General features: G+C 42.2%; 15 protein-coding genes. 2 read left to right on the forward strand and 13 right to left on the reverse strand.

Features of this window, described 5'->3' with window-relative positions; genetic code table 11:
* Positions 1-2: 2 nt before the first annotated feature.
* Positions 3-560: an RNA polymerase sigma factor gene (locus DWX23_RS14015; protein WP_122374929.1), complete on the reverse strand. Its 558-nt coding sequence runs from the start codon at positions 558-560 to the stop codon at positions 3-5.
* A gap of 471 nt (positions 561-1,031) precedes the next feature.
* On the opposite strand from DWX23_RS14015, the gene DWX23_RS14020 reads away from it, so the two are divergent.
* On the forward strand, positions 1,032-1,436 hold the full coding sequence (locus DWX23_RS14020) for a DUF6249 domain-containing protein (RefSeq protein ID WP_122351704.1): 405 nt from the start codon (positions 1,032-1,034) through the stop codon (positions 1,434-1,436).
* A gap of 115 nt (positions 1,437-1,551) precedes the next feature.
* Entirely contained in the window at positions 1,552-3,192 is a 1,641-nt protein-coding gene (locus tag DWX23_RS14025; RefSeq protein ID WP_233587606.1) for a redoxin domain-containing protein, read from the forward strand.
* A gap of 75 nt (positions 3,193-3,267) precedes the next feature.
* Here the strand turns inward: DWX23_RS14025 and DWX23_RS14030 are convergent, their stop codons facing one another.
* From DWX23_RS14030 to DWX23_RS14085, 12 genes are all read right to left on the reverse strand, one after another.
* A complete protein-coding gene (locus tag DWX23_RS14030; protein WP_122351700.1) occupies positions 3,268-3,909 on the reverse strand; it encodes a carbohydrate-binding family 9-like protein in 642 nt (213 codons plus the stop codon).
* Between the two features lies 1 nt (position 3,910).
* Positions 3,911-4,570: a LysE family translocator gene (locus tag DWX23_RS14035; protein WP_122351699.1), complete on the reverse strand. Its 660-nt coding sequence runs from the start codon at positions 4,568-4,570 to the stop codon at positions 3,911-3,913.
* A gap of 131 nt (positions 4,571-4,701) precedes the next feature.
* The gene (locus DWX23_RS14040) at positions 4,702-6,252 is read right to left on the reverse strand and encodes an arylsulfatase (RefSeq protein WP_122374930.1); all 1,551 of its coding nucleotides are present in this window, start codon (positions 6,250-6,252) and stop codon (positions 4,702-4,704) included.
* Between the two features lie 101 nt (positions 6,253-6,353).
* Positions 6,354-7,859 (reverse strand): sulfatase-like hydrolase/transferase, encoded by a 1,506-nt coding sequence (locus tag DWX23_RS14045; RefSeq protein ID WP_122374931.1) that lies wholly within the window; start codon positions 7,857-7,859, stop codon positions 6,354-6,356.
* A gap of 98 nt (positions 7,860-7,957) precedes the next feature.
* Entirely contained in the window at positions 7,958-9,577 is a 1,620-nt protein-coding gene (locus DWX23_RS14050; protein WP_233587609.1) for a RagB/SusD family nutrient uptake outer membrane protein, read from the reverse strand.
* 5 nt (positions 9,578-9,582) lie between these two features.
* The gene (locus DWX23_RS14055; protein ID WP_122351695.1) at positions 9,583-12,996 is read right to left on the reverse strand and encodes a TonB-dependent receptor; all 3,414 of its coding nucleotides are present in this window, start codon (positions 12,994-12,996) and stop codon (positions 9,583-9,585) included.
* Between the two features lie 103 nt (positions 12,997-13,099).
* On the reverse strand, positions 13,100-14,110 hold the full coding sequence (locus DWX23_RS14060; RefSeq protein WP_122374933.1) for a FecR family protein: 1,011 nt from the start codon (positions 14,108-14,110) through the stop codon (positions 13,100-13,102).
* A gap of 122 nt (positions 14,111-14,232) precedes the next feature.
* Entirely contained in the window at positions 14,233-15,792 is a 1,560-nt protein-coding gene (locus DWX23_RS14065) for a sulfatase-like hydrolase/transferase (RefSeq protein WP_122374934.1), read from the reverse strand.
* Positions 15,793-15,816: 24 nt separating this feature from the next.
* Entirely contained in the window at positions 15,817-17,331 is a 1,515-nt protein-coding gene (locus DWX23_RS14070; RefSeq protein ID WP_122374935.1) for an arylsulfatase, read from the reverse strand.
* A 193-nt stretch (positions 17,332-17,524) separates the two neighbouring features.
* Entirely contained in the window at positions 17,525-18,091 is a 567-nt protein-coding gene (locus DWX23_RS14075) for an RNA polymerase sigma-70 factor (RefSeq protein ID WP_122374936.1), read from the reverse strand.
* A 163-nt stretch (positions 18,092-18,254) separates the two neighbouring features.
* A complete protein-coding gene (locus tag DWX23_RS14080; protein WP_122374937.1) occupies positions 18,255-19,769 on the reverse strand; it encodes an arylsulfatase in 1,515 nt (504 codons plus the stop codon).
* 16 nt (positions 19,770-19,785) lie between these two features.
* Positions 19,786-21,333 (reverse strand): beta-N-acetylhexosaminidase, encoded by a 1,548-nt coding sequence (locus DWX23_RS14085; RefSeq protein ID WP_122374938.1) that lies wholly within the window; start codon positions 21,331-21,333, stop codon positions 19,786-19,788.
* Positions 21,334-21,390 lie beyond the last annotated feature (57 nt).

A 21,390-nucleotide genomic window follows, 5' to 3' on the forward strand; every position in this document is an offset into this window, starting at 1 on the left:
ATTTATTTCTCCTCCATTCCTTTGATTAATACAAATAATTTTTTCCGTATCCGGTGCAGCTTCACTTTGATGTTGGATGCACTGAAACCGGTAATGACCGTTAATTCGTCCACTGTCTTTTCCTTCATATAAAAGAGCAGGATCAATGCTCTTTCATCCGGTGGAAGCAGGGCTAGGGCTGCGTCCAGTTTGTCGAGTTGCTCGGCCACGGATGTATTCTCTAGCAGTTCACCGACTGCTTCTTCCGATGCGTTGCTGATCTGTGACTCTTCGATGGCAACGAATTCCTGCTTCTTCTTACGCAATTCCGATATGGCCGTATTGTAAGCAATACGGTATATCCAGGTGGAGAAGCTGCAGTCGGCCTTGAACGACGGCAAGTTACGAAATACTTTCATAAATACATCCTGTGCCAGTTCTTCCGCGTCTTCCTTGCTACTAACCATTTTAAGGATTAACGAATGAACCGGACGGCTGTATTTATCCAGAAGGCAGGCAAAACAACCTGTATCTCCCGCTACTATTCTTTCTATATAATATGCGTCGCTATACAACTCCATCCTACCTTATGGACGCAAGTTCGGCAATTTGGTTACAACTTGCAACAATAAAAATATTAAATAGATTATTTATGCATTCGTTCTCTTTTATAATTTGTCACTTATCAGCCGGATAGAAGCAGAGAATATACAATGACGAAGTAGTCTGAAAGCAGGTATATTGTATGGTAAATACTACTTATTCCTAATCCAAACCTCCTTATCTTCTATCTTTTTGACCCAGGTGATAGACGTATTCGACCCGGGTCAAAAACATATTCGACCTGGGTGGAAAAATTGGTTGACCCAGGTCAAAAGTATAAAAGGTAAGTTGTTTTATATTAGAAGGTAATTATTTTGTGATTAGAAAACTATTGTCTTGCGGATAAAAAGTCTATACTTGGTGTTTTTGTCTCTGCAGGCTGTAACCTTTTCTGAGATACTGCGTCAAACTAATAAACGAGATTAATTAACAACTAAAAAATTACAGTTATGATGGATTTTATAATGGTTCCGCTGATCGTCGGAATAGTTTGTGCAGGTATTTACGGTTTATTTGAATTGTTTGTACGTAAAAAAGAACGGTTGGCTATTATTGAGAAGATCGGGGATAAACTGGAACCTTCTGCTTTCGATGCTAAAATAGGTTTACCTCGTTTGAGTACTAATTTCTCTTTCAGTTCTTTGAAAGCCGGATGTTTACTGGCCGGTATCGGATTGGGATTGCTGGTCGGATTTATTATCTCTGTGTCGCTTACGGACTTTAATCTTGATAATTGGGGACGGCGCGAATTAATCAGTACGGTATATGGCGCATCGGTTTTGTTGTTTGGTGGAATCGGACTGATTGTTGCTTTTATTATTGAATTGAAACTATCAAAAGAGAAAAATAAATAGTTTGGAGAGTTGTGTGTTAGATAAGGGTGGGGTTATACTTTCACCCTTATTTTTTTGTCTATTATGCTATATTACTTACTTTTGATAAATTATTAATCCTTTGATCCGACTGGTTATGAAGACTAAACTATTTTTTTCCCTGATGATTTGCCTCTGTCTTTCCTGTGCAAAGCAAAATCGTATCATCGATTATCCGGTGATAGATAATAAGAATACAACGACGATGGAACTTTATCGGGTGGAACTGACGGATACGGCAACCATTCTCCATGCAGAAATGTATAACCGACCCAATTATTGGGTACGCATCTCCTCTGGTGCTTGTCTGGAAGGTCTGACTTCGGGGAAGAAATATAAATTGCTGGGATCCACCGATTTTGAGTTGGATAAAGAAGTCTATATGCCTGAGTCCGGTAACAGTCCGGCTACCTTGTTATTTGAACCGGTTGATCCGAATGAAGAAGCGGTCAGTTTTATTGAAGGACCGGAGAAAGGGGATTTCCGTATCGAAGGAATACATCTGAAAAAACAACCTGTTACGCCCGGAACATTTGAATGTGTTTTGGAGGGTGAAGTAATAGACCGTCCTCAGAGTTCCCGCCTGACGTTGATACGTGCCGGAAAAGATATACGTACGAACCCGTTTATCTCTATTCCTGTCAGAGACGGTAAATTCAATTATACATTGACTGCCGATGAAAATGAGATGTATGAACTGGTGTTCTGGGATGAACAAATGAACGGAGCCTGGCGTCCGACCTATTTCATTTCGGAAAAAGGAACTTTGCATTTCACGCTTTATCCTATGGAACATCGTCCGCATAGTGTTCTGCAGGCAGACGGTGCTTTGAATAAGGAAGAGATACGCATGCAGGAGGAAATGGAAAAACTTTATCCGGTAACCCAACTGGAGAAGGAGAGGGATGTGCTGGAAAAAGAAGAACGTTATTCTTCGAAGGAAATGTATGATTTGCAGAAGAGGATGTCGGCAGTAAAAACGGATGAAGATAGAAATAAATTATATGCTGAATATGAGCGTCTGCGTGATGCCGGTAAGGAATATTCGGAAGAAGGCCTTGCTCTGAATAAAAGATTCAAAGAGTATTTTGATGGCATTCGGCAATGGAAGCTTGATTATGTAAAGAAAGAACCGACGCTGAACGGTTTATGTCTTTTAAAGCAGATGCTCGATAATGCCGTGATGATGGCACGTTATTATCCGGGTAAAGAAGAATTTCCGGCTTATCCGGAGATATTCGAGCGTAATTATAAGGAGAAGTTCGCTTCTCACCCTTATGTGAAGGATATGGAACGGATCATTGCCAGTATGAATGTGAAAGTAGGCGGTTCTTATATCGACTTTACTGCTCCCGATCTGGAAGGGAATATGGTAAAGCTTTCCGACCAGATAAAAGGAAAAGTCGCTTTGATCGATTTATGGGCCTCCTGGTGTGGACCATGCCGCCGGTTGTCGTCCAGTATGATACCGATTTACGAAACGTTCAAGGATAAAGGATTTACTGTTGTCGGTATTGCTCGTGAAAATAATAATACGGATGCCATGAAGAAGGCGATCGAGCAGGATAAATACCCCTGGTTGAATCTGGTTGAACTGAATGATAAAGGAAATATATGGGAAATGTATGGTGCCGGTAACAGCGGAGGCTGTACGTATCTGGTAGATAAGGATGGAAAGATATTAGCCATCCATCCTTCTGCCGAAGAAGTGACTAAGATCCTGAAAGACTTATTGTAGGCAATAAAAATAAAATACCGGAGAATAACAATCTCTGTTATTTTCCGGTATTTTATTTTGCCATTAGAGTTTGTTTTATAAATAGATTTCTCCAAAGAACTCCGGACGATGGAAATCCGGCGTAGGAACGTTTATCGGACTCCAGCTTACGAAATGCGGGAATTCCGTATCGTCGGCGCATTTATAGAAGTTACCCAGGATTTTTTCCGGCAGGTTCTCAGGATCGAGACCCATTAGCTGGAATGGGATAGCGACTACCAATTCCCAGGAATATACGCCTTTCTTTTCTGCAAAAGGCTTATGTTCCAGTGTGGAATACCTACGGATGGTGGCATACTCGTCCGAGTTCAGCGATCTCTTGATATCGCGTGACTGGCGGCGTGCCGCATCGCAGGTGCCGATACAGTTAAATTCAAAATTCATGTAGTTGTGGTCTTCTTCGGTTTTCATAAAAAACTCTACACAACTATCTGTATAAACTGGTGACCCGTCTGCGCTGTGCACAGCTTTCAGGGAATTTCCTTTCACGAAATAACGAATGTACAAATTCGTGTCTGTTCGTGCTATATCAAAGGCAACAATTGGTTTGTAAGGGTACTCTTCCCAATTGATCACATCAATATACTCTCGCTGGGCTTTGCTCTCCAGCAGATATCCTGCGGATGATAGATCCAGTACATCCAGCGTCACTAAATACGGTACTTTAAGCTTCTTCATGTTAATTATAGATTTGGAGCAACGGCAAATGGAAATATGAGGTAAGGAGCACAGATAATACTCCTACAATAGCCAAAACAATGATGACTGTCCCTACAATCCGATTCAATAACCATATTCCTCGTACATTAAACCATTTTTTTAATTTGGCAACTATATATGTGATACCGAACCACCACAAAACGGCACCTATACCAATGCATGCAATCCCTCCCAATAACATCCAAACAGAATGATCTGGTAACACAAACCCAAAACGTGCAAACAAGCCAATATATAGAAGCACGATTAAAACGTTGCTAAAGGTAAGAAGAAAAGCTGTAATAAAATCCTGTGTGAACGATAACTTTTTTTCACGTTGCTTTTTTAAGTTTTTTACAGGATTGGATTGGTATATATAGTAACCGAAAAGTCCGAGAACGATGCTTCCCATTAGTTGGAGCGGTGCCTGATTGGCTTCGACGAAGTTGACAACAACTCCCATTCCCAGGCAGGTAAGAGCGGCATATATGACATCCGATAAGGCTGCTCCCAGGCCGGTAACGAACCCGTGCCAACGTCCTTTATTTAATGTTCTTTGTATACACAGCATACCGATCGGACCCATAGGGGCTGATACAAGTACGCCTATCACAATTCCTTTACTAATAAGTCCCAGCATTATCTTTTATTTTCTGCCCAATTGCCCACAAAGATAGTGTCTATTCCCTGATAAAAAAAGGTAAAAACATAAAAATGGTCTGGAACAAAAGTCCCAGACCGTTGATTCTTAATTCAAATAGGTTATTCAATTTATTTTGGTTTGATGGTGTTGTTACGAACACCTTTCAGAATTCCCTGCAACTGATAAACGACTTCCGGACGTTTTTCTGACAAATTCTCTTGTTCGCCTACCTGGGTCATATCGTATAACTGAGGTGTTTTGGAATAACCTGTCTCGATCTTGGGTCCCCAGGGTACCATTTTCGGTCCGTCGCTGGTCTCGATATACTTCCAGTCTTTTGTGCGGACCGATAGCGTATGGTCGGAAGCCTGTTCGATCACCCATGGGCGGTCGGCATTGTCTGTGCCCAGTAAGGTTCCCAGGTAATTGTAACTGTCGGGGGCAGCGCCTTTGGGAAGAACAGATCCTGTCAATGCTGCCAGTGAAGCGAACCAGTCGACCTGTGACATTAAAGCATCGGATACTTTTCCTTTTTTTATTTCTTTCGGCCAGCTGATAATGGCGGGAATACGTGTTCCTGCTTCGAATGCACTGTATTTTCCTCCGCGTAACGGGCCGCCCGGTTTGTGATCACCCAGCAGTTCTTCTGCCTGGTCTGCATAACCGTCATCCACTACCGGACCATTGTCGCTGGAGAGGATGATCAATGTATTTTCTCTTAATCCCAATCTTTCCAGTTCGTCCAGTATCTGTCCGACACTCCAGTCGAACTGCACGATCGCATCTCCTCTGAGTCCCATCGGGTTTTTCCCTCTGAAACGTTCGTGAGGAAAACGGGGAACGTGCACGTCGTTTGTGGCGAAGTACATAAAGAAAGGTTTGTCCTTGTTTGCCTTGATAAAGTCGAGGGCATGTGTCGTGATGGAGTCTGCCAGGTTTTCATCTTTCCACAAAGCCTTGCCGCCGCCTTTCATATAACCGATACGTCCGATACCATTGACGATTGCCATGTCGTGGCCGTGGCTGTGTTTCAGATTATACAGCAGTTCCGGATGGTCTTTGCCCAACGGTTCACCTTCAAAAGGTTTCTGATAACTGACTTCGATAGGTGCCGACGGGTCGTAGTTGGCTACTTTACCGTTTTCAATGAAGACACAGGGTACACGGTCGGCTGTGGCAGCCATGATATAGGAATAATCGAATCCGAGATCTGCCAACGCTGCGGGCAGAGGTGCATTCCAGTCCTGTTCGCCTGTTTTATCACCCAGTCCCAGATGCCATTTGCCTAAGGCTGCGGTTGTATACCCTGCACTTTTGAACATGTCCGCGATGGTATATCTTTCCGGGCGGATGATCATTCCGGCATTTCCTGCAGCAATATCTGTTCCCGGCCTGCGCCATGCATACTCTCCGGTAAGCAGTGAATAACGGGATGGTGTGCTGGTCGCTGCTGTTGCGTGGGTATTCGTAAAGCGAATGCCGCTGTTAGCCAGTTTGTTGACGTTGGGTGTCTGTACTCGTGTTGCACCGTAACATTCCAGGTCGCCATAACCCAGGTCGTCGGCATAAATGAAAATGACATTCGGCGTTTGCGTCTCTTTTGCCTTTTGAGCATGGGAGGTGGTCGGGGAAACAAGGAATGCTCCAAGTCCGAAACCGATTAGTACGTTTGATTTCATGATATTTTTAGTTTATATTAGTTTATGATAGTTCGGGAGTTAAAGGTCTGCATTTTTTTTCTAGTAGCCTTGTTTTATACCGTGTTTTTAACGGATATTGTCTACTTTTTTAAAATGGCAGAGCTTATTTCGTATTGAATTTTAGGATGATGAATCCTAGGGTCATTGTATCGTTCTCCATATTCTTTTAAGTTGGAGGCTAATTGGGAAACGATCTCTTTATAAGCCGGGTCAAAATAACAATTAAACAATTCGTCCGGGTCTTTTTTTAGATCGGTCAGCCAGGGAACATCTGAACTATATTCCGAATAAGTTAGTTTATAATCAGGTGTTACGGCAGATATCCACATAGTACGTTTGGCTGTAGCCGATTCATCCCAATCACTTTTTAATTTAGGTGTTGTAGCTCTCATAAAAACAATATCATTGTATTTTTCAGGGAGTTTATTACCTTTCCATAATGGGGACAAGTCCCGGCCGTCATATTGGCCGGAAGGCTGGATCTGGCAAAAACTAAGTAGAGAAGGAGTAAAATCAACAACAGACATGACATTATCGACTCTGATTCCTTCTCGCATTCCCGCCGGGTAACTGATAATGAACGGGACACGGGCTGAATCGTCTAATGGGACACCTTTGTTGATCAATCCGTGTTGCCGGCACAAGTCTCCATGATCAGATGTGAAAATAATAATTGTATTATCAAGAACACCTTTCTCTTTTAGAGTACTTAATATTCGTCCTATATTATCGTCAATGCATTTAATCATGCCGAAGTATTGAGCCATATCTTCGGGCTGGTCTGCCGGGAGATTATCCCCGTGTGACCATGCAGGTCGACTGGTTGTATCGGCGGTAGCAGTTACTGGTTCCTTGAACTTTATGTGACTGTACTTCGTGTCGTAGGGCGGTCTTACAAGATTCGCACTATGCGGATCCGGAAAACAAATCATGCAACAGAACGGCCCGTCTTTTTGTTGGTTTATGAAATCAATGGCCCGTGTAGCAATAAAGTCAGTAGTGAATGTCTTTTCATCTGTTGTTTTCACATCTGCATTTGTTCTGAACACGGGTCCTTCTTCCGCTTCTTCTATCTTTTTCCAATGGCCACGATTATACATATAAAAATTGTCGGAAAAGCCGAAGTCACGTTTGGGATGCCATTCCGGTTTTCCTTTTCCATTGAGATGTAATTTCCCGAAGTACCCGGTTGCATAGCCGTTATCCCGTAAGGATTCTCCAAAGGTGGGTGTCTTTTCAGACAGGACCATGTCGTTTGTCCATACTCCGTTGTTCTGTGGATAAAATCCGGTCATGAAAGAGGCCCGACTGGGGGAACTAACTGGGGTTGTGGCATAGCAGCGTGTAAATAATACTCCACGGTGTGCCAGATAATCTATATTGGGTGTTTCCACAATGGCTTCTTCTCCCCATGGGAAAGCTTGTTCATTTTGCAGGCATTCCCGATAACAACCTAAAGTACGAAAGTTCTGTTCATCTGTATGAATGATGACAATGTTGGGTTGCTGTGTTTGGGAATAACTTCCGGAAGCAACAATAGATAATAATGATACAGGCAGGATTACTTTATTTATTTTATGATTCATGATATGGTTGTTCAGGTAATATTTAATCAAAAGCGGAAAAGAAAACAGAGATACCGGAATTATAAGTAACCGGTATCTCTGTAAAGTTATTTAACCGACTATCTCAAGTTGGGATTGATATTCTTTTCAGATAGTGGAATAGGCCAACGTTCTTGTCCGGCTTTAAAATTACGTTTGTCAACGTACCAGCGGTTATACGGATCAGGCTGTCCATCTTTCTTCTTCATTAACTCTTGATTGGAGATGTAAAATGGTGAACCATAAATATCCTGATTTAAGCGTTCTTCAGCGATTCCCCAGCGGAATAAATCCCAAAGGCGAAGTCCTTCAAAAGCAAATTCGATCATACGCTCTTTCTGAATAATTTTTAATAATTTATCCGGATTGGTTTCCGTTATCTTTGGCATACCTACGCGTCCCCGAACTGCGTTGATCGTTTGGTCAAGTAGAGTTTGGGTGATTGGTGTCCCGGCTTCCATCTCGGCTTCCAGGTACATCATTAATACGTCAGCATAACGTGCTAAAGGAACATTGTTTCCATATTGGCTTTTATCCCCGTTCCAGCTTTCATCAAAGTATTTACGTAAAAGGAAACCTGTTTGAGTTGTTTGTCCCGGGCCGATCTTGTCGGCTGCCGTTGTTTCAGGATTGCAGCTGTAAACTGTTCCGCGGAAGGTTGAACCATCGTAAATAAGTGTATAATCCAAACGGGGATCACGATTTTCTCCAAAGTTGTTTTTGTTGAAACGTGGGTCATCATAGCTGAAAGGTGTTCCATCCAGAAAGTCATAGGATTCAAATAGAATGCTGGATCCATTCACCAAACACCATCCTCCGTCTTTTATCGGATAAGCATGTTGAGGTAGTCCGTGTCCGGCTAAGTCATCGACAAACTGTGTCGCGAAAATATGTTCAGAGCTATTTATTGCACTGGGATAAAACAATTTCTGATAGTCGGTATCTAATTTGTTATCTCCCCAATCGATGATTTGCTTACATGCCACAGCAGCTTCCTTGTAATTTTTCGCAACCAGATGTGTCCGTGCCAAATAAACCAATGCAGCCTGTGCCGTTGCGCGTCCGCGTTCCGAGGATGGTAAATCTTTATGGCGGGGCAGGAGATTAGCAACTTCTGTTAATTCGTTGATTGCATATTGAAGAACCTCTGCACGCGGTGACTTTAAAACTGTATTGGCTTCATCCAAGGTCAGGACTGTTTTAATTAGCGGAACATCATAGTAATAGGAAGCCAGGTAAAAATATTGTACTGCCCGGATAAAGCGAGCTTCCGCTTTCATACGTTCCATTTCCGGATTATCAGATTCGAACGTATTGATTCCTTCAATGAATCGGGTACATGCACTGATACGGCGGTAAGGTTTCTGATACAAGTCTTTTACCCATCCGTTATTTTCATCGATTTGTCCGGATGTCAGTTTCCCGAGATTATTATTGAATCCGCGGCGGTCGTATCCCATATCGCTGACACCATCTATTAGTATTTTTGCACTATAGGCCCACCAATCGGAGGCATTGTAGTCTACTCCATAGGTGATACCTCCGCGGTATAAACCGATAAGTGCAAGTTTTGTATTTTCTTCTTTATCGAAGAAAGTATCTTCGCTGAAATTTGTCAGCGGATAACGGTCCAACTCGCAAGAGGTTAAAGATGCAATAGCAACCAAGACCATTATTGATTTCTTTATAATTGATTTCATACTTTTCAGAATTTAAGATTCAAACCAAATGTATAGTTTGCCAATACCGGATAGAATCGGTCATCGGCATTGATTTCCGGATCCCAACCATCCGGATAGCTATGGAATGTGAACGGGTTCTCTGTTGCTACATAGAAACGTACATTCTGGATGAAAGTGTTCTTTAAGATTGACTTGGGTAAAGTATATCCTAACTGAATGTTCTTTACACGTAGGTAAGAGGCGTTGCGAATCCAGAAATCAGATTGTTGCGTATTAATTCCAGTTGCATTTCCCAGGTTTGCTATACGTGGGTATTTCGGATAACGTGTCGGGTTTTCCGGATCGAAGGCTTCTTTCATCTGCCATTTTTGGATATTTCCTTCACTCCACAAAGCCCAGCCTGAAAAACCGTTTAGCAGTCCGTTGACACCAGCTACTCCCTGTAAGAAGATGTTCAGGTCAAAACCTTTATAAGCTGCATTTAATGAAAGACCGAATGTGTATTTAGGAATTTTTGAACCTAAATAAACGCGGTCGTAAGTCGCATCGACTTTTCCATCGGGAACACCGTCGGGGCCTGAAATATCTTTGTATCGAATATCACCTGGTTTGGTGTTGGCTTTATTTGCTCCCATGGCGGATTGGTCTGTGTGAGCAAAATAATCGTCTATATCCTGTTGGTTCAGGAATACTCCATCTGTTTGATATCCGTAGTACATATCGATTGGATAACCGATAAATAGATTGGAACCGTTACCTACCATTCCGTTTGCTTGTTCTACATTACCAAGTCCTAACGTTTCAACCTTATTTTTGATGATTGAGAAGTTGCCGTTGATACTATAGCTGAATTCACCTATATTATTTCTGTGTCCTACTTCAAATTCCCAGCCCCGGTTGGAGGCTTCTCCGGTATTAACCTCACTCATTTGTAGTCCGAAAGCAGATGAGGCGCTTGCGTTTGGTTTGAATAAGATATCATAAGTATATCTGTAGAAGTAAGAAATATTGGCGGTCAGTAAACCATTCCAGAGCACAGATTCGAAACCACCGTCTATCGTACGGGTCGTTTCCCATTTAAGTCGCGGATCCGTATAGGTTTTCAAAGCGGCTCCCTGCTGTATCGTACCTCCCAGTGGATAATTGAAGTCATTCCCTAATTCATAGACTGACTGATAAGCATAATTGCCAATATTATTATTCCCCAGAATACCAGCGGATGCTTTTAGTTTGAGGTTATTAATAAAGTTCAATTTCTCATTTTCTTTAAAAAAGTTTTCTTCTGAAATTCTCCAACCTATAGCGGCTGAAGGAAAGAATGCATAACGCGAATTTGAAGGAAAACGTGATGAACCGTCGTAACGCATTGTCACTTCACCTAGATAGCGTTCTGCATAGTTGTATTGTGCACGTCCGAAGAAAGACTGGATGACCCAGTCGTAACCTCCGCCTTTATTGGTCTGGTTATCCGGTGAACCTACTGTCAGGAACGGGTACTCATTGCTGGGGAAATTATCCCGACGGCCTTCCAGATCGCGGGCCGATTCTTCTTCCCACGAATAGCCGGCCAGGATACCTAGATTATGTACTTTGTTGAACGTTTTTGAATAGTCAACTGTGGCCTGAAATGATTTATAGTCAGTGTTGGTATTCTTTTCTTCTAAATAAGAGGGACCTAAAACACTGGTGGCTCCGTTGATTGTGACGGGTAAAGTGGCACGGAACTTTTTGTCTTGTGCATTCGTGAAATTGTAAGCACCGATAGCGGAGAACTTCAACCCTTCTATCGGGGTATACTCCAGGCGTACATTCGAGTTGATTCTCATGGTAGGCTTTTCTTGGAATGATTCGGATGCCAGCCATGCTTTAGGTGTTCCGAAGTTTTTAACACCCGGTCCCCATGAACCATCGCTTAATACTGAAGGACGGAATCCTGGAAAACGTAATCCCTGACTGATCAGTGACATCATTCCGTAACCACCGTCTATGGCACCGGCTGTGCCTGGTTCTTTGGTTTGAGCTTTATCACCCCGTAAGCGAATAGTTAATTTCAGTTTGTCAGATAAATTGGACGTAAGATTGACACGGGCTGTGTAGCGTGAATAGTTGTTGCCCGGTACAATACCGTTCTGGCTTAAATAACCGAAAGATGCAAAATACTGGCTTCGGTCGTTGCCTCCGTTCAAAGACAAATCGTGTCCTGTCTGTAAACCGTTTCCGGAGAAAATGTCGTCTACGAATTTTTCATTGGCCCATAAGTCGGGCATACTTCCCGTACGCATAGCATTGATTTCCTCATCAGTGAAACGGGTAACTCCTTCAGCCTGATTCAGCAAGCGCGCGTAATCCCAACTGTCTACATACTTTGGAAGAGCGGTTGCCCGGTTAAAACCTACGTAACCATTATAGGAAACAGAGACTTTCGATTCTTTTCCCATTTTAGTTGTGACCAATACTACTCCATTTGCTGCGCGTGATCCGTAAATGGCGGCAGTTGATGCGTCTTTTAATATGGAAATACTTTCAATATCATTCGGGTTTATATCCGTCATATTTCCTGGTATTCCATCTATAAGGATTAGAGCATCGGCTTTTTTGGCATCATTGTCGCTACTGAAAGAGCCGACACCACGCACACGTATCGTTCCGGTATTCTCACCCGGACGTCCGCCCGCTTGTGTGATCGTAACACCTGGCATCTGGCCGGTAAGGGCTGAAACGACTGACGAAGTGGCACGGTTTTCCAGTTGTTTGGAATCAACAGAAGCGATAGAACCGATCACATTCACCTTTTTTGATGTACCATATCCAACAACCACAACTTCATCGAGTGCCTGCGAATCTTCGATAAGCTGGATTGAATAATTGTCTTTTCCGTCTACACGGATATCCTTGGATAAGTATCCGATGTAAGAAATTTGTAAAGTATTACCCAGAGAAGCCTCAATAGAAAATTTGCCTTCCAGATCGGTGATTGTTCCATTGGTTGTACCTTTCACTACAACGTTTGCACCAATAACAGGTAGACCGCTGGGATCAGTAATGATGCCCTGGATTTTCTGAGTGGACTGTTGTTTTTGCTGTAGCTGTACCGGAACAATAATAATATGTTTCCCTTCAATCCGATAGGTAAAACTACTGTTTTCTAGTAGCTCTGTTATAACAGAGGACAGGATTTTATCATTAAAATCCTGATTGATAATTCTATTAACATCTAATTTTGTTTGATTATAAGCAATACTCAACCCTGTTTGTTTTTCAATATTTTCGAATACGCTTAACAGTGTCTTGTTTTTTGCAACAATTGATATTCGTTGGTTCTGCCCCCAACCCGAGTTAAATGTGAATAGGCTTAATAGTGTAAATATTAACAATTTACGTAATTTTAAGAGTCCGTATGTACTCTTATAGTAGTTTAATTTCATACTTTTGTACATTAAATCAATGAATACTAAATTTAAGATCTCTACAGTTTTAAATGGATTGTTGATTTCGGGGGTTGGAGAAGGTGTCGCAATTTTTTCCAGTCCCTTTTTTTTGTTATTTTACTCCTTTCTTTTTTAGTGAATAAATAGTTATTGTATCATCATCTGTTTCATAAGTCAATCCATTGACAGTCATTGTCAGAATTTTCATGACCGTATCAATGTCTTCATTCTGGCGGAATTTTATAGTGTATAAATCCGGGGTAAACAAGCGGGGATTTATAATGAAGTCAACGGCATATTTTCGCTGGATTGTAGCCAGAATCTCTTTTAGAGGCATATTTATAAAATTGAGTTCGCCTTTTATCCAGGCAGAATAATTGGCTGCATTGATAGTTCTTTTTTCGAATATGCCTGTTTTGTAATTATATTCCAATTGTTCGTTTGGTGATAAGATGAAAGAGTTTTCATCATCTTCGATTTTATTTACTTTGATGCTTCCGTTTTCGAGTGTCGCAATGATTTTATCACTCTCCGAGTAAGCTTGTACATTGAATTTTGTACCAAGTGCCTCAACCCTTAGAGAACTTGTTTTTACAATAAAAGGATGCTTTTTGTCCTTTTTTACCGTGAAGTTTGCTTCTCCTGCCAGATGCAGGGTACGAGTGTCTCCTTTGAATTCTTTTGGATAGATTAATATACTCCCTGAATTGATGTTTACTATGGAACCGTCGGGGAGGGTTAACTCCTGTTTCTCTCCTTCCGGTACGAAACATTGTATTAGTTCCGGATTATATGTGTTATGTTTAACATACAGATAGGAACCGATTACCGATAATAAAGGAATAATAAGTATTGCTGCTATTCTCGATAGTTTATATGTCAGTCTATATTGTTTATGTGAGGATTTATTTTGTTTAATCTTTTCCTGAGTAGCTTTCAGTGAAAGATAAGTATTTGCATCTGTTTTTGCCGGATATTCATTCCATATAGACAGGAGTGCTTTTTCTTTTTTTTCTTGATTGGATGAATTAACCAGCCATTGCCATATCTTGATCCGAAGTTCCGAATCGAATGTATGGGAAACCAGGTTATATAGTATTTTATATGTTTTTGATGTGTGCATATTATTGCCGTTTTATATAAGAGACGTAAGGGAGATGGAACACACAGTCAGAATGTGATTTTTTTGTAGAAAAAGATGCAGGAAGATGTTTTGACACACCTTCCTGCTTGTAAGGGTTTTGTTTAATGTGATCCTTGTTTTTGTATCTTTTTCAGGATTTGCTGCAATTTGAAAACAATTTCAGGATGTAGAGATGCTTTATTGGTTTGTTCTGTAGATTCTTTCATATCATATAACTGGGGTTCCGTTGAATAGCCGGTTTCAATATTTGTTACTCTGGCTACTTTAACAGGATTGAAACTGGTTTCTATATATTTCCAGTCTTTTGTCCGGATGGAAAGTGTATGGTCAGAGGCTTGTTCGATTACCCATGGTCGGTCCGTATTGTCTTTCCCAAACCAATTAGATAGCATATCGAAGCTATCTGATGCAGATCCTTTAGGTAGTATTGCATGTATGAGAGTTGCAAAAGATGCAAACCAGTCGATCTGGGAAACTAAAACATCTGAAATTTTTCCTTTTTCTACAATAGCTGGGTAGCTTACAATTGCAGGAATGCGTGTGCCACCTTCGAAGGCACTATATTTCCCTCCGCGTAATGGGCCGGCAGGCTTATGATTACCTACTAATTCTTGGGCCTGGTCGGCGTAGCCGTCATCGAGGACGGGACCGTTGTCACTTGAAAGAATGATTATTGTGTTTTGAGTCAATCCTAATTTATCCAATTCTTCCATCAACTGTCCGACACACCAGTCGAACTGTACAATTGCATCTCCTCTTAGGCCCATCGGGTTTTTACCTCTGAAACGGTCATGCGGGAAACGGGGTACATGTACATCGTTCGTTGCAAAATAGAGAAAAAACGGATTGTTTTTATTTTCCCGGATGAAGTTTAGTGCATGTGTCGTTATTGAATCGGCTATGTTTTCATCTTTCCAAAGAGCTTTGCCTCCTCCTTTCATGTATCCTATACGTCCAATACCGTTTATGATAGCCATATCATGCCCGTTACTGTGTTTCAGATTATACAACAGTTCAGGATGGTTTTTGCCGAGTGGCTCTCCTTCAAATGGTTTTTGATAACTTACTTCAATGGGAGCGGAAGGATCATAGTTGGCTACTTTTCCATTTTCGATAAATACGCAGGGGACCCGGTCGGCAGTAGCTGCCATGATATAGGAGTAGTCGAATCCGATATCTCCTAAAGCAGTAGGCAAGGGGGCATTCCAATCCTGTTCGCCGCTTTTATCCCCTAAACCGAGATGCCATTTCCCGATAGCTGCTGTTGTATATCCGGAGTTTTTGAACATGTCTGCCATCGTATATTGTTCGGGACGAATAATCATACCGGCATTTCCAGCTGCGATATCTGTTCCTTTTTTTCTCCAGGCATATTCTCCGGTAAGCATAGAATAGCGAGAGGGAGTGCTGGTCGCTGCTGTGGCATGCGCATTGGTAAAACGAATCCCGTTTTGTGCCAGGCGGTTGATATTAGGCGTGGCGGCTCCTGACCCTCCATAACATTCCAGATCACCATAACCCAAATCGTCTGCATATATAAGTATGACGTTAGGTGTCGGCTTCACTTCTTCACTGTTTTTTTGTTGCGAAAGGGATGGAACGGGGAGAAATATACTTCCGATACCTAATCCGATCAATATATCTTTCTTTTTTATTGTCATATCAGTATAATATTTTGTGTAGTGTTAAAGTATGAATTTAGGATTCTCAGGTGAAGTTGTGGATGTATACATTAATTCATAGAACTTCTTAACAATATCTGGATGCTTATCGGCAACATCATGTAATTCCTGCAGGTCGTTTTCCAGATCGTACAGTTCCATTCTTGTATTTCCCTTGCGGATATCGGTAATAATCCCTTTCCAGTTTCCCATGCGAATCGCTTTATTTCCGATTTTTGGATCGGGATATTCCCAATACAAATATTCGTGTTGTTTTTGTTTGTCTTTTTTATCGAGTAGTGTCGGTAGGAAGCTGATCCCGTCAGTTGGAGGACATTCGATAGAAATAACATCGGCCAGTGTCGGCATAACGTCCTGGAATGCACATATATGATCGGATTCTGTCCCCGCTTTGATCTTGCCCGGCCAGAATACGATAGCCGGAACACGTATCCCTCCTTCGTGAAGGAAAGATTTCCCCCACCCGTATTCTGATTTGAATAGTCCGCCACTATTGAACCAAGGGGAATCGGTTCCTCCGTCGGAGGCAGGTCCATTATCAGATGTGAAAAAGATAAGTGTGTTTTCGTATATTCCTTCTTGTTTTAATTTCTCAACGAGTTTTCCTATTTGTTCGTCAAAATAGCTGATCATGGCGGCATAGGTTGCATGTGGATAACGGCATGGCATGTATCCTTTATCTCCGATATAAGGTTCTTCATTTCCAAATTTTTCCACATAGTGTTTTACCCAGCGCTCCGGAGCTTGTAGGGATACATGTGGGATCGGGGTTGTCCAAAGCAGAAAAAACGGTTGATCTTTATTGTCATTGACAAACTGTATCATTTCATCAAAAATAAGATCGTTTGCATATTCATCCTGAGTGAATTTTTTGTAGCTGGCCTCGTCGTAGGGGTCTGCTCCTTCATCCAGTTTAGTCTGGTGGGGGTCACGTACCTGATTACTAAGGTATACCCGTTGATCATTTTTATACAAAAAAGGAGGATAGTAGGTATGTGCTTGTCGTTGACAATTATATCCATAGAACCGGTCAATACCCTGTTTGTTCGGAACTCCTTCTGAGCCGGGATAACCCAGTCCCCATTTCCCGAAACACCCCGTTGTATATCCTGCATTTTGCATCATACGTCCGATTGTCATGGTTCCGGCTTTCAAAGGATATTGTCCTTCCAATTCGGGATGTATGAACATCGAATCATGGCTGCTGACCGCTCCTCGTGACGACATAGGGTCATTTGCTCTGATCTGTGCGTGTCCGGAATGTAATCCGGTTGTCAACACACATCGTGACGGAGCGGAGACCGGCGAGCCACTATAATGCTGCGTTAATTTGATACCGTTGTCTTTCAATCGGTCGATATTGGGTGTCTCAATTTTTTCCTGACCGTAACATTGCAGGTCACCATACCCCATATCGTCCATCAATATGTATATGACATTAGGCTTACTTTTTTCTTTTTGACAGGAAGATAAACTTGCTGCACAAAGTATCCCAACCAATAAAGTTGTCTTTTTCATGTTTTATTAGTGCTTTAAATCGATGATTACTAAATTTATGATCTCTGTTATTAAATTCAAATATAGATTTCGGGAGTCCTGAAAAGGTGTCGCTGTTTTTCCGGTCCCTTTTTTACATGTTCTTATTTCCTCCGTATTTTATTTATTAAGATACGTGAGAAAGAGTTTGCACACGGTTTGAGATGAGCTTTTTTTAAAAGAAGATGAGAATGAAGATTCCGATCAGTTTACGGATGTCGGCTAATGCCAGTGTAAGATGATTTTCTACCGTCCGTTTACTGATCACAAGCCGTTCGGCGATTTCGTCGTTGGATAATCCTTCCATACGGCTCATTTTATAAATCTGCTTTCGTTGGGACGGCATTTTTTCGACGGCAACAGAAATGAGATATTCCAGTTCTTTTGCATATATTTCTTCTTCAATAGTTTCATTGTTGGCGGATGAAAATGAGGAACGTTCGGCTTGTTGTTGCTGATAATCCCTGAATAACAGAGACCGCTCGATATGGCGGAAAACAGTATTTTTAGCCATACGGAACAGATAAGCGTTCAGATTTTCAATGCCGGTTAATCGGTCTTTGTTTTGCCACATCGAAACGAAAATATCCTGTGAAATATCCTCTGCCTCTTCCTCGTTTTGCAGAATCCCGCTGATGAATCCTTTTATCCGTGGAAAGTAATGCAGGAACAATGACTCGAATGCCTGTTCATCCCCCTTGCTAACAGCCTCTATGTATCCCTTTTCGGTGGCAGAATCCATTAATAGATAGATTTAATATCTCTTTGTTATAGGATACAAATATACAGATCGTTTGTTATTAAAAAGAAAAAGTTTGATTAAAACTGCATTTTATGATACGTAGTTCGTTAATCGGAGATCATTCCGACAGGAACAGAATTCCATATCGGAATGATCTCTTTTACTAGAATCTGAACTTCGGATTTTCCGGAACAGTGCCGGACTCGATCATCCATTCATTCATCTTTCCGACGATGTCCGGATGTTCGGCGGCAACATCATGAAGCTCCTGTAAATCGTTCTCCAGATCAAAGAGTTGCATGGTAGTGTTTCCTTTCCGGATATTAGTGATGATCCCTTTCCATTTTCCCCATCGTATGGCTTTATTCCCGATAACCGGATCCGGATATTCCCAGTATAGGTATTCATGCTCCTTTTGTTTGGAGGACTTTCCTAATAAGGTTGGCAGGAAACTGATACCGTCGGTCGGAGGACATTCGATAGAGACAATTTCGGCTAAAGTAGGCATGACGTCCTGGAATGCACAGATATGGTCGGACTCTGTTCCGGCTTTGATCTTTCCCGGCCAGGAGACGATAGCCGGTATGCGTATTCCTCCTTCATGGAGAAAACATTTCCCCCATCCGTATTCCGATTTGAATAATCCTCCGCTGTTGAACCAGGGTGAATCGGAACCTCCGTTGAATGTCGGACCGTTATCTGAAGTGAAAATGATCAGGGTATTTTCATATAGTCCCTCTTTTTTCAACTTCTCTACCAGTTTGCCGACCTGTTCGTCGAAATAACTGATCATAGCTGCATAAGTAGCATGCGGATACCTGCAAGGCATATATCCTTTGTTTCCGGTATAAGGTTCTTCATCCCCGAATTTGTTGACATAATATTTTACCCAATGTTCGGGTGCCTGCAACGAGACGTGTGGGAGCGGAGTGGTCCAGAGCAGGAAGAAAGGTTGTTCTTTATTCTGATCTACAAATTGGATCATTTCGTCAAAGATGAGATCGTTGGCATATTCGTTCTGCGTGTATTTCTTATAACTTGCTTCGTCATAGGGATCTGCTCCTTCGTCGAGTTTGGTCAGATGTGGATCACGTACCTGATTGTCGAGATAAACCCGTTCATCGTTTTTCCAGAGAAAGGCCGGGTAATACGTATGTGCCTGTCTTTGGCAATTATAACCATAAAACTGGTCGATCCCCTGTTTGCCAGGAACACCTTCCGAGCCAGGATATCCCAATCCCCATTTCCCGAAGCATCCGGTGGTATATCCTGCATTTTGCATCATCCGCCCGATCGTCATTGTTCCGGCTTTCAGAGGAAATTGTCCTTCCAGTTCCGGATGGACATACATGGAGTCGTGGCTGTTGACCGCTCCCCGAGATGCCAGTTCATCGTTGGCTCTGATCTGCGTGTGTCCTGAGTGTAAGCCGGTCATCAACACACATCGGGCGGGAGCGGAGACCGGCGAACCCGTGTAATGTTGTGTCAGTTTGATGCCATTGTTTCTCAAACAATCTATATTCGGTGTCTCTATCTTTTGCTGGCCGTAACATTGCAGGTCGCCATAGCCCATATCATCCATCAATATATATATAATGTTAGGGCGGCTTTCTTTTTTCTGACAGGAAGATAAATCTGTTATGCAGATCAGGCCTGCCAATAATTTTATACTTTTCATTTTCTTCTGTTTTTAGTTAATCCCAACTGAAATCGCTGGTAATTTCTTCTTTTAATCCGGGTCCGAAAAGATATCCCTGTTTTTCAAACCAGCCTTTGTGGCTTTTTACCTTTTCGTAGAATACTTCAAAAGTTACCGGTTCATTCCGGTTCCACATCTGTTCGGCTATAGCCAGGATACGGGGAAATAGTCTCTTGTCGATCATATGTTCCCTGACCCCATGATCGGTCCATAAAGCACAGCTCATTCCTAATAAACAGGAATTCTTATCTTTTATATAGGAGGGATTGGCTGTATATACATCCTTTATATCGAAAGTTCTCTGTTCTTCATATCCATTCCAGGGAGTAAGCGGAAAGTTCAGGTACGTATAGTAATTGGTTCCGCAAATAACAGGAAGATCTCTTTTGACCGCTTCCCGGAGCGCTTTATCTTTGTGTCCTCTCCAGTTCCACCAATGGATAACCGTATTGTCGGGCAACGGATATCCGTCATGGTAAACGACATCTCCCCAAAAGACCGCTTTTCTACCTTTGGCCTTCAGATAATCGGCCATTGTTGCGGCAAACCAGAGTTGGAGGTCATGACTGTCTTTCAGACCGTACTGTTTGATGCGTTGCCGGCAGTCAGGACAAATATCCCAATTGCCTTTAGGTGCCTCGTCGCCTCCTAAATGAATGTATGTGGAAGGGAAGAGTTCACAGACCTCATCGAGAACGTTCTTCAGGAAGTCCAGTGTATGTGTTTTACCTGCACAAAAGATATTTTTTGTAAAACCGTTTTCCGGAACTTCTATCGTATCGCCAAAGCAACCTAATTCAGGATAGGCGACCAATGCCGCTTCGGCATGTCCCGGCATATCGATTTCCGGGATGATGGTAATGCAGCGCCCGGCAGCATAGTTGACGACTTCTTTTATTTCTTCCTGTGAATAGAAACCTTGCTGTTCAGGGCCTTTCCCTACAAAAGCTCCTGTTTGTGTGAGGCGCGGATATCGCTTGATCTCGATACGCCATCCGAGTCCCTCCGTCAGATGCCAGTGGAAATAGTTCATTTTCAGCATGGCGGCCATGTCGATGTACTTCTTTATAGTCGATACTTTCTGATACTGGCGGCCGGAATCCAGTAGAAAGCTCCGGAAACCAATCCGCGGACTGTCTTCTATTTTCAGGCAGGGGAAGATCAAAGTCCCGTTTTGCCCGGAAGCCAGTTGTCGTAGTGATTGCATAGCATAAAAGAAACCTTCATTTCCGGCTGCCCGGATCTCGATATAATCAGGTGTAATCTGCAACCGATAGGCCTCGGTTACGAGGCTGGTGTCCGTGATCATCCGGATATCGGCCTCTGCTTTACCGTTGACTTGGTTTAGTTCGGATGTTCTCAACAATTCGTTTTGCAGGTACTCCAGACAATCCGGTTTTGTTCCACTGATAAACAGGTTCATTTGTTTTTTTGTCTGAAACTCTCCATCGCTTTGTACGACCTTTTCCGGAGAAGGAATGATCGTCTGTGCCGGTAGACACAACGTGTGAAGCATAAGAATGATGACAATTACATATTTCATAACATACGGATAAAGTAAAGCTGCCTGACAAATTGTTTTTTCATACTTATCAGACAG

This window comes from Parabacteroides sp. AF18-52 (assembly GCF_003479145.1).
Lineage (GTDB): Bacteria > Bacteroidota > Bacteroidia > Bacteroidales > Tannerellaceae > Parabacteroides > Parabacteroides faecis.